This is a genomic window from Centipeda flueggei ATCC 43531, from assembly GCF_000160695.1.
GTDB lineage: Bacteria > Bacillota > Negativicutes > Selenomonadales > Selenomonadaceae > Centipeda > Centipeda flueggei.
The window spans coordinates 107385-118624 of record NZ_GG694008.1; the positions used below are offsets into that span (position 1 = coordinate 107385).

The 11240-nt window shown below is 55.9% G+C and carries 8 protein-coding genes; 1 reads left to right on the top strand and 7 read right to left on the bottom strand.

Annotated features, from left to right (window positions below):
* Positions 1–86: 86 nt before the first annotated feature.
* Both HMPREF0908_RS10970 and HMPREF0908_RS10975 read right to left on the bottom strand, forming a co-directional pair.
* Positions 87–227 carry a hypothetical protein gene (locus tag HMPREF0908_RS10970; RefSeq protein WP_006690987.1) on the bottom strand — a complete coding sequence of 47 codons (141 nt, stop codon included), beginning with the start codon at positions 225–227 and terminating at the stop codon, positions 87–89.
* Positions 228–368, bottom strand: coding sequence for a hypothetical protein (locus HMPREF0908_RS10975; RefSeq protein WP_006690988.1), 141 nt, complete (start codon positions 366–368; stop codon positions 228–230). It lies immediately after the preceding gene.
* Positions 369–445: 77 nt separating this feature from the next.
* Between HMPREF0908_RS10975 and HMPREF0908_RS08050 the strand changes: the two genes are divergently transcribed.
* Positions 446–1225 carry a Rossmann-like domain-containing protein gene (locus HMPREF0908_RS08050; RefSeq protein WP_006690989.1) on the top strand — a complete coding sequence of 260 codons (780 nt, stop codon included), beginning with the start codon at positions 446–448 and terminating at the stop codon, positions 1223–1225.
* Between the two features lie 63 nt (positions 1226–1288).
* Here the strand turns inward: HMPREF0908_RS08050 and HMPREF0908_RS08055 are convergent, their stop codons facing one another.
* From HMPREF0908_RS08055 to HMPREF0908_RS08075, 5 genes are all read right to left on the bottom strand, one after another.
* Positions 1289–1471: a hypothetical protein gene (locus HMPREF0908_RS08055; RefSeq protein WP_006690990.1), complete on the bottom strand. Its 183-nt coding sequence runs from the start codon at positions 1469–1471 to the stop codon at positions 1289–1291.
* 83 nt (positions 1472–1554) lie between these two features.
* The gene (gene malQ, locus HMPREF0908_RS08060; RefSeq protein WP_006690991.1) at positions 1555–5004 is read right to left on the bottom strand and encodes a 4-alpha-glucanotransferase; all 3450 of its coding nucleotides are present in this window, start codon (positions 5002–5004) and stop codon (positions 1555–1557) included.
* Positions 5005–5130: 126 nt separating this feature from the next.
* Positions 5131–6576 (bottom strand): glycogen synthase GlgA, encoded by a 1446-nt coding sequence (gene glgA, locus HMPREF0908_RS08065; protein WP_006690992.1) that lies wholly within the window; start codon positions 6574–6576, stop codon positions 5131–5133.
* A 92-nt stretch (positions 6577–6668) separates the two neighbouring features.
* Entirely contained in the window at positions 6669–9125 is a 2457-nt protein-coding gene (gene glgB / locus HMPREF0908_RS08070; protein ID WP_006690993.1) for a 1,4-alpha-glucan branching protein GlgB, read from the bottom strand.
* 33 nt (positions 9126–9158) lie between these two features.
* Positions 9159–11240, bottom strand: a 2082-nt coding sequence (locus HMPREF0908_RS08075; RefSeq protein WP_006690994.1) for a glycogen/starch/alpha-glucan phosphorylase, incomplete at its 5' end; no start/stop codon positions are given.

Here is an 11240-nt window from a genome sequence, read left to right on the forward strand (position 1 = left end):
CTTCTTCCATAGGATACCATAAATTCCGGAAAAAGGGAAGAAATGGACGCCTTCATCAGCTCTCGGGGCATCCCATTTCGAGTGTATCACTCCTCTGTCGATGTCGCAGGCAGGAGCGGGACACAGGGGCGTGTCGCAGGAATACCTGCATAGTCAACGATTTTTGCCGTGGCGCCATACAGCTGCCCCATCCCCATGAAGCGGTTGACAGAAGGCGGACGTCCCATTCAGTCGTATGCCTCTGCCGGAACACGCAGCACACGCTCGGACTGGACAGCATCCAGTTTTCGCCACGGAAGTGCGGCGAAGTTTGGCTCAGATTCAGCCGCCAGGAGCAGCACCATGAACAGAATTCTTTTTCCCTTCATAAGTATCTCTCTTCGTTGAAACCGCCACGCCCCTATGTTATCCTATAACAACAGAACCATCGAATGGAGGTATTCTCTTGAACTATTGGAATCTCTACGACACGATCATCGATGAGCTTCCGCAGGACATCTGCATCGACGACTATGCCGTCAGCCGCCCGTGGACGTTCGTACGTGCCGGCGATCTGGTTGGGATCTGCATGACAATTCCCGCCTACAGCCGTCCCCGCCTGCGCAAAAAAAGCTTCCTCGGCTGTTCCCTGCGTGAGGCAGGCGAATATGTGCGCTCGTGGCAGGGACAGGAGGCATCCATCGCCGCTGCCGCCATCAACGCCTACTGCAATCAGCCATCCCGCGTTGCGGGGATGCGTGGCTTCCACGGAGAGGATGCCTCCGCCGCGACGCTGGATGAACGAAAAAAGCTGGAAGCCTTCGCCATCTACACGGAGCAGATTCGCGGGAAAAAGGTCGCCGTCGTCGGACATTTCCCCAATTTTCAAAAGAAATGGGCGTCCATCTGTGATCTCTCTATCCTCGAAATGCAGCCCGAATGGGGCGACTATCCTGCTGAGGCGGCAGAGTTCCTGCTGCCTCAGCAGGACTACGTCTTTATGACGGGAGCAACCTTCGCAAACAAGACCATGCCGCGCCTGTTGGAGCTCTCCAAGAACGCAGTCACGGTCATCGTCGGTCCTTCCGTACCGATGCATCCATGTCTCTTTGACTACGGGGCAAACGGGCTCTCCGGGTTCACTGTGACGGACGCCGCACGCGCCGCTGACCTCGTCCACTTCGGCTATGAGACCGATATTGCCAGCTGCGGGAAAATGGCAGATGTTCTGCCAAACGTAAAATAAAGACAGCACAACAGAGTTGCCGTACATCAGCAGCGTACGGCAACTCTGTTTTATTGGATGCGGTTAGAATGTCATGTCCATGCCGAGGAGGAAGTTCGTTCCCTCTGCCGGATGGCAGAGTTTATCCTGATATTCCGTGTTAAAGATATTATTGATGCGCAGGAATACCCCCATGTCCTGTACCGGCTCATAGCGCAGATCAAGGTCTGCCGCAGCATTCCCAGAGCTGTTCGGAGATTTCGCCATCCATATTGGAGCAGTAACCGTTCAGTGTCAAAGAGGACGTGTGGTTCGTTCTGATTGCGTACAATTTGACAAAGTTTGTATGTTCAACGCCGATAGCGCACGCAGAGTGCCTGTATCTTCTTCGGGTCGATCTCAAGGAGGTAGTCTTTCTTGAGACTCCAGCGCCAGTTGAGGCCAACCGTACCCGGCGTGTTCATGCGGGCGCGCTCATCAAGTCCCATAATGTCCTGCATAGGGATGATCGCCATGCGCGCACGCGAGGCATACGCGGCCTTGATGAGGCGCCAGCAGATGGTACGCGGACGATCGGAGGTCGTTCCGACGAGGTTCGCGAGCGACTCGCGCAGCACCTCATCGATGTCGCGGTCATACCAGCCGACGGTGGTGTTGTTGTCATGGGTGCCCGTATAGACAATGCTGTTCTCCGGCGCAGTGAATCCGATACGCCCCGAGCTGTTTCCAGCAATGAGGAACTGGACAATTTTCATGCCAGGAAAGCCGCAGTCATCGCGCAGGCGCTCCACATCGGGCGTGATGATCCCAAGATCTTCCGCAACGATATTGAGGGGGCCGAGCTCACGTTCCACCTCGTCGAAGAATGCCTTGCCCGGTCCCTTAAGCCATGTGCCGTTGAGTGCCGTATCTGCCTTTCCATCCACCGACCAGTAGGACTCAAAACCACGGAAGTGGTCGATGCGAATGATGTCCACCTGCTCACGCAGTTTACGGAAACGCCGCTTCCACCATGCGTAGTGCTCTTCCGCCATTGCCGTCCAGTTGTACTGCGGATTTCCCCACAGCTGTCCGTTGACGGCGAAGTAGTCGGGCGGTACCCCCGCTACAGTGTGCGGCGAACCGTCCTCGTTCAGGTCAAAGAGCTGCTGATGCGCCCACACGTCCGCGCTGTCCTGCGCAATGAAGATCGGCATATCGCCTAGGATCTCGATTCCCTTCGTGCGGGCATACGCGTGCAGACGGTTCCACTGTGTATGAAACACGTACTGCTTGAAATAATCGAGTTCCACGGCATCCCGCTGCCGTTCAGCGAGTGCGTTCAAGGCGTCGGGTGCGCGGTGCTTGATCTCTTCAGGCCACTCCATCCATGCCGCTCCGCCGTGCTCCTTCTTTGCTGCATGGAAGAGCGCATAGTCCTTGAGCCAGTATGCCTCTTTCTCACAGAATGTACGATAGTCCGCATCATCCGCGCTCTGCGTGCGGAAGGCATGGAATGCCTTTTCCAGGATATCCTTCTTAAACGGACGGACACGATCGAAATTGATAAACCCCGAATTTGCCTCGTAGGGCAGGAAAAGGTCTTTCTCCGTCAGCCAACCGCGCTCCGCAAGCGGTTCGGGATCAATGAGCATGAAGTTGCCCGCAAAGGCAGAGATGGACTGATACGGCGAATAACTGCATCCTACAGGACTGAGTGGGAGGATCTGCCAGATCTTCTGTCCTGCATCCGCAAGAAAGTCCACGAAACGGTACGCTTCCTTGCCGAAGTCGCCCACGCCGTATTTCGACGGCAGTGAGGTCGGATGCAGGAGGATGCCGGCCTTGCGCTCATAGTGCTGCTTTTCGCGGCGTTCACGAAGGAGGAGTCCAAAGAGCGGCGGAATCCGTATGCGCAGATGCCCGCGCTCGACCTCGTAGGTGCGCGACGGCTTAAAAACATCCTCAAACACACCGCAGGCAAAGTCACCCACATCCACCTCGATGGTCAGCGCCTCCGTCTGGTTTCGGTTGAACGCCGCAACAAAAACGCCATCTTCCTTCTCGTAATTGAACACATCGTAGCCTGAGCGGATGGTACGTGCATAGGCAATAACATCGCCCGCGCCATAGAGCGGCAGGATGTCCCCCGTACGCAGCGCGTCATTCTCGTTGCGTACGGCAATGAACCGCGTCACCCAGTCGCGGATCTCCAGATTGCCGTGCTCCCAGTCATAGGGGCGGCGGTTAAATGGATCCTTGAACCCCTGCATTCCAATCTCGTCGCCGTAGTAGACACTCGGCACACCGGGATAGGTCATCTGCCAGAGCGTCGCCATGATAAGACGGCGGATGCCGAGCATCGCCTGATCCAGTGTCATGCGTACGCGCGACTGCTCAATGGCAGGCATCCCCTCATAATAGGGGACGCCGCCCAGGATCGTAATGGCGCGCTGTACGTCATGGCTGCTGATGAGATTCATCATGGCGTAGAGATTTTCCTTCGGATAGTTCTCGATCTGGCTTTCGAGACGGCGCACCGTCATCTGACCATCCGCCTCCTCCGTAAGGAAGTCCAGCATCGTGCTGCGCAGCGGATAGTTCATCGCCGAGTCCATCTCATTGCCCGAGAGATACTCACGCGGTGTCCCATAGGCGACCTTGTTCGACGCATCCTCCCAAACCTCGCCAATCATTACCGCATCGGGGCTGCGCTTTTTGAGTTCGGCAAAGAAAGTCTTGGAGAAGGTCGGCGGCAGCTCATCGATAACATCCAGGCGCCAGCCTGCGATGCCCTCATTCATCCAGTGATGGAGGACGCTGTTTTCACCCGTAATGATGAAATCCATATAAGACGGATCGGTCTCGTTGACGTTCGGCAGTGTGTCAAAGTTCCACCAACAGTCATACTCGTTCGGAAAATTACGAAAATGGTACCATGAGTAGTAGGGCGATTCTTCGGACTGATATGCGCCGAGGGAGTTGTACTGCTGCCGTCGGTTAAAGTAGATGCTATTGCTCCCCGTATGGCTGAATACACCGTCGAGAATGATGCGGATACCACGCTCGCGCGCCGCCGCAACAAGGCTGCGGAAGTCCTCTATGTCGCCGAGCATGGGGTCGATGCGGTGATAGTCACCGGTATCGTAGTGATGGTTGCTCTCAGACTCAAAGACGGGATTGAAGTAGATGCATGAGATGCCGAGTTTTTCCAAGTAGTCGAGTTTTTCCATGACCCCGCGCAGATTCCCGCCGAAGAAATCATAGGCGATGATCTCCTTCGTGTCGGGATCCTTGAGATACATCGGGTCATCTGTCCAGTCCGTGCGGATGACCGCGCCCTTCTTTCGCACAATGGCATCACCGGATCGTGCGAATCGGTCGGGGAAGATCTGATACATGACGCTGTTCTTGAACCAATCCGGCGTATGTGCCCCGTGATTGTAGATCGTCACCTGATAGGAAGGAGGCTGCTCACGATAGAGTGCGCCGACACCACCGAGCATCTCTGCATTGTTCCCATAGAAATACGTACCGCTCTCCATCGTGATAATGAAGTAGTACCAGAGCAGGCAGCCATGATCCGGCAGCTCGATCCACGCGGTATAGAATCGCTGTGCAGCATTCGTATCGTGCGGCACGAGGGGGATAAGCTGTTCTCCCGTCTGATCCTGCCAAAGACGCAGGAGCACGCGCTGCACCGGCTCAGCCGTGCGAAGCTGAACGCCTAGACGCATCCGACTCCCCGCCTCCGCTGCGCCGACGATGGAGCGGAAGTAAATGTTCTGCGAGTTATGTTCCACTTGATAGGATTCCAGCATAGCGCCTCTCCTTCCCTACTTTAGAGTTCCTTTACACACAGAAACCACCGGCGAATCGTTTATTATCGTTTAAACAAATTCGCCAGCGGTTTTGTGGAAAAGCTCTTGCTCATCAGCGAAAACATATTATTTCTTTTTCTGAAGGCGTTCGTAGAGCTGCTTGTACTCTCCTGCTGCCCGTGTCCAGCTGAAGTCGCTGCTCATCGCCGCATAGACGAGCTGCCGCCATTCACGCAGATTCTCGTACGCGGCAAGCGCACGTTTTACCGCATACATCATCTCATGCGCATTGTACTCGTAAAAGAGGAAACCGTTGCCCTTGTCGGGCTCAGCGCGATCGAACTGAACGACGGTGTCTTTCAGTCCACCCGTCTCACGCACAACGGGGATCGAGCCGTAGCGCATAGCGATGAGCTGTCCCAGCCCGCACGGCTCGAATGTCGAGGGCATGAGGAAAAGATTCGATCCCGCGTAGATGCGCTGTGCCAGCTGATTCGAGAAGCGGATATTGACCGATGCCTTTGTCGGATGACGCCACGCAAGCTCCTTGAACCACTCCTCATAATCATGCTCGCCCGTCCCAAGAAGGACGAACTGCATGTTCTCGTGCTCAAGCATCTCGTCAATGACACGCGTAACAAGATCAATGCCCTTGTTCGGCACAAGGCGTGTAATCATCGCTACGAGCGGCGTGCGCCGTGCCTCGGCAAGCCCCAGTTCACGCTGCAGGCGCACCTTGTTGTCAACCTTGCCTTCCGCTGCCGTTTTCACGTCGTAGTTGACGTAGATCTCCTTGTCCGTTTGCGGATTGTAGATCGTATTATTGATCCCATTGACAATCCCAAAAAGGTCTTTCTTCCGCTTGCGCAGGAGTCCGTCAAGATGCTCGCCGTAATATTCGTACTGGATCTCCTCGGCATAGGTCTTGCTGACGGTTGAGATATAGTCCGTGTAGATGAGTCCTGCCTTCATAAAGTTCACGGCATCGTAGAATTCAAAATCCCCGTTATTGAAGTACTTCCAGTCAAGGCCGAGCACGTCCGCCATGACGCTTTTCGGAAAGACCCCCTGATACCGCAGATTGTGAATGGTAAAGAGTGTCTTGATCGCCGCATAGCGCGGATCATCTACGTGCTCCAGTTTTAGGAAGACGGGGATGAGGGCTGTATGCCAGTCGTTGGCATGGATGATATCGGGCTGAAAGCCCAATGCAGGAAGGCAGTTCAGCACAGCTCGGCTGAAGAAGGAAAAGCGTTCTGCATCATCAGGGTAGCCGTAATACCCCTCACGGTTAAAGTACTCCTCATTGTCCACGAAGTAGTAGGTCACGCCTTCGTACTCGCAGGAATCTATGCCGACGAACTTCCTGCGCCATGCGACAGGAAGTGTTCCGTCATAGAGATGCTTCATTTTGCTTCGTATCTTCGGGTCAATCGATCCATACTTCGGCAGGATGACGCGGCAGTCCACGCCCGCCTTGACAAGGGCACCAGGAAGTGACCCTGCCACATCGGCGAGACCGCCGGTCTTTACAAAGGGAACTGCTTCCGACGCTGCATATAGTACCTTCATCCCAATATCCTCCTTCTCACGCGAACTATGCCGTAATCATACGTTCGTTTCTTCTATGTCCGTCATTCATCCATTGGGAGGCGTACAGTTTATTACACCTTGACGGCACGTGCTTTCTTCGGCGCACTCTCCGTATCCTGCACCGCCTTGCGCACGGTCTTTTTCGCTGCCGTCATCCCCGCTTTCTTCTTGCTCGTTTCGGTATCCTTTACCACTGTTTTTGCGCCGTGCGAGGATTCCGTCTTCTTCACGGTCTGCGCCGCGTCGGCATCCTTCTTTGCTGCCGACGTGCGTCTCGCTGCCGCCCGCTTCTTCGGTGCGGGCGCTGCTGTCTCAGATGCAGTCTGGGCGGCGGATACACGCCTCTCCTGTGTCTCTGATGCCGTGTTCGCAGAAACTTTCTTCACGGCCGCACGCTTCCTCGGTGCTGCCGTCCCTTCAGCGGTCTTTGCCGTCGCCGTGCGGCGCTTCGGCGCAGCTTTCGGTTCATCGAGGAGGTCCTTCTTGACAGGAGCTTTCTTCTTTGGGGCGGTCTTTTTCATCGCCACCTTTTTCTTCTCCGTCGCCGCCGTACCACGTCCGCCGGCGCGGCGGCGCTCTGCGACAACATCCGTCTTGATGGTTTCACTGATCGGCGTCCCCGCACCACTCTGCCCCTTCAAACGATAGAACGTCGCCGCAAGCGGCGGCACAGTGATCACGATGGACTGATCGCGTCCGTGAAACGCATAGTCCTCGCTGACAATGTCACCCGCATTCATGACACCGCTTCCGCCGTACTCCTCCAGATCGGAATTAAACACCTCAACATAGGTTCCCTTCGTCGGAACACCGATGCGGTAGCCGCGGCGCACTTCGGGAGTGAAATTATGCACGCAGACGATGAAGTCGCTGCGCTCATCGGCACGCCGCACGAGCGCAACGATGCTGTTCTCATTGTCGTTGCAGTCGATCCATTGGAAGCCGTTCCAGTCGAAATCGACCTGCCAGAGTGCCTTGTTCTCGACGTAGAACTTGTTCAGTGCCTTGGAGTATGCGAGCATCTTCGTGTGCATCGGATACTGCTCGACGAGATGCCAGTCGAGGCTGTCATCAAAGTTCCACTCGATGAACTGCCCAAATTCGCCGCCCATAAAGAGCAGCTTCTTCCCAGGATGCGCCAGCCAATAGCCGAAGAAGCCGCGCAGTCCTGCGAACTTCTGCCAGTAGTCGCCCGGCATCTTGCTGATGAGCGAGCACTTGCCGTGTACGACCTCGTCGTGCGAAAGCGGCAGGACGAAGTTCTCAGAGAACGCATACATGAGCGAGAATGTGAGTTTGTCCTGGTTCCACTTGCGGTAGATCGGGTCGAGACTTACGTAGTCGAGCATATCGTTCATCCAGCCCATGTTCCACTTGTAGTTAAAGCCCATGCCGCCCATGTAGACGGGCTTGGAGATGAGCGGCCACGAGGTGGACTCCTCCGCGATCATGAGTGCCTGCGGATGATACTTAAAGATCGTCTCGTTGAGCTTCTTCAGGAACTCCATCGCCTCAAGGTTGCCCGTGTCGCCGTACTTGTTCGGCTGCCACTCGCCGTCCTTGCGTCCGTAGTTGAGATAGAGCATATTTGCGACGGCATCGATGCGCAGACCGTCGATGTGGAACTCCTCGAACCAGAACAGGGCATTTGAGATGAGGAAACTCTGCACCTCTGTGCGGCCGTAGTCGAAGTTGGTTGTGCCCCACTCCCAGTTCTCCGCACGCTGCTCGTTGTCGGACTCGTAGAGATTCCTGCCGTCGAAGTGACGCAGCCCCTGCTCGTCCTTGCAGAAGTGCCCCGGTACCCAGTCCATGATGATGCCGATGCCGTTCGCATGAGCCGTGTCGACGAGATAGCGGAAATCGTCGGGCGTGCCGTAACGGCTCGTCACGGCAAAGTAGCCCGTCGCCTGATACCCCCACGACCCGTCATAGGGGTGCTCGCAAAGCGGCATGAACTCGATGTGGGTATAGTGCATCTCCTTGACGTAGCCGATGAGCTGATCCGCCATATCGCGGTAAGAGAGATACTCTCCCTCGAGGGTACGCCGCCATGATCCGGCATGCACTTCATACGTGAGCATGGGACGCTCATAGGAGGACTCGCGCGTCTTTCTTTCCTGCCATGCCGCGTCCTTCCACTCGTAGTGGTTCAGATCATAGGTGCGGGATGCGGTCTGCGGTTTTTTCTCTGCATAGAACCCATAGGGATCTGCCTTCATAATGCGCGGCCCGCCCCACTGCGGCTCAATGGCATACTTGTAGATCTCGCCCTCGCCGAGTCCCTCAACGAAGGTCTCCCAGATCTCGCCGTCCCTGATCCGCTGCATGGGCTGCGCATTGGCGTCCCAGTTGTTGAATCCGCCGACAACACTGACGGACTTTGCATTCGGCGCCCACACGGCAAAACGGACGCCGCGTCTGCCGTCCCGTTCGATGAAGTGTGCTCCCAGCATTTCTTGTGCGTGATAATTCGTCCCCTGATGAAAGAGATAAAGATCGAACTCACTGAGTGCCGACGTCTTCATAAAACCCCTCCTATGAACCACCGAATGACACGTTTACGAGATAATCAGAGGCTTGATGTCCCAGATATCCCGTGCGTATTCATCAATTGTGCGGTCGGACGAGAACCGGCCGGAATATGCGACGTTCATCGCCGCTGTGCGTGCCCAGCCCTTCTTGTCGTGAAACCGCTTCATCACCTCGCTGCGCGCTGCATCGTACGCATTGAAGTCCTTCAAGATAAAGAACTCGTCGTTCGCCTGCAGAAGATAATCATACAGCGAGCGGAAATCCCCATAGGTACCGTCGATGAGCTGATTCAGCACCGTGCGCACCTTTTCATTGGTATTGTACTCATCCCACGCCGAGTAGGTCCCGGTCTCGTAGTAAGCCATGACTTCCTCTGCACGAAGGCCGAAGATGACGCAGTGCTCATCGCCGACCGCTTCACGGATCTCGACATTCGCACCGTCCAGCGTGCCGAGCGTAATGGCACCATTCATCATGAACTTCATGTTGCCCGTGCCCGATGCCTCCTTCGAGGCGGTCGAGATCTGCTCGCTGACATCCGCCGCAGGATAGACCAGTTCTCCGATGGAGACGCCAAAGTTCTCGATGAAGATCACCTTCATCATGTCATTGACCGAACGATCTTTATTGATGCGGTCAGCAACGGCATTGATGAGGCGGATCGTCTCCTTCGCGATGTAGTAGCCCGGTGCCGCCTTTCCCCCAAAGAAGTAAGTCACGGGCTGCGTGAGATAGTTCTTGTCCTGCCGTGCACGCTGATAACGGTACATGATGTGCAGAATGTTCATCAGCTGCCGCTTGTAGGAATGGATGCGTTTCACCTGAATATCAAACATGGAGTCCGGGTCCAGGCGCACGCCGTTGTGCCCCTCAATATAGCGTGCCAGCCCCTCGCGGCGCAGGCGTTTGATCTCCATCAAACGCTTGCGGAAATGCGCATCCTCGACGAAGGGATGCAGCCCGTCCATCTGCTCCGGGAAGCGGTGCCATGCACGTGAGCCGAGTGACTCGTCGATCAGCGCAGTCAGCTCCGGGTTCGCCCCCATGAGCCAGCGTCGGTGTGTGATGCCGTTTGTCTTGTTGTTGAACTTGCGCGGTGTGTACTCGTAGAAGTCATGCAGTGTCGTCGACTTGAGAATCTCCGTATGGATCTTCGCCACACCGTTGACGCTGTGCCCGCCGACGACGGAGAGCCGTGCCATGTGCACGACGCCATCCTCGATGATGGAGAGCGCGCGAACCTTCTCCTCATTGCCGGGGTAGCGGCGGCGCACCTCCTCAAGGTGACGGCGGTTGATCTCGTCAATGATCATGTAGATGCGCGGGAGCAGCGGGCGGAACATATCGACGTTCCACGTTTCAAGAGCCTCCGGCATGATCGTATGATTCGTATAGGCGATGGTATCGCGCGTGATCGCCCATGCATCCTCCCATGTCAGCTGTTCTTCGTCAACCAGCACGCGCATCAGCTCCGCCACGCAGAGTGCCGGATGCGTATCATTGATGTGGATGCCGATCTTTCTGCCGAAATCGTAGATGTTCATGCCCGTCTTCTTGTAGTGACGGACGATGCTCTGCACACCTGCCGAGACAAAGAAGTACTCCTGAATAAGACGCATCCGCCGCCCCTCAAACGTACTGTCATCGGGATAGAGGTAGCGCGTGATTGACTCGACGAAATCCCGATACTGTCTGCGCTGGTGGATCTGCTCCTGTGTCAGTGTCCCATAGTCAGAGAAATCGCGGTTGACCTCGGCATTCCACATGCGCAGCGTATTTACTGTCGCATCGTGATAGCCGACGATCGGCAGATCATACGGCACCGCCATGACAATGGTCGGATCCTCATGGACAAGCTCCAGCTTGCCGTCCACCTCACGCATGTAAGCGTTCCCGTAGAACTTCACATCGACGGACTTGTCGGGTTTGCGGTACTCCCATGCAAAGCCGTCGCGCAGCCAGTTGTCGGGCAGTTCGACCTGATTGCCGCCGACAATCTTCTGCTCAAAGAGCCCGTACTGATAACGGATGGTGCATCCATGCCCCGGCAGACGGTGTGCGGCGAGTGAGTCGATAAAGCACGCAGCGAGGCGTCCGAGTCCGCCGTT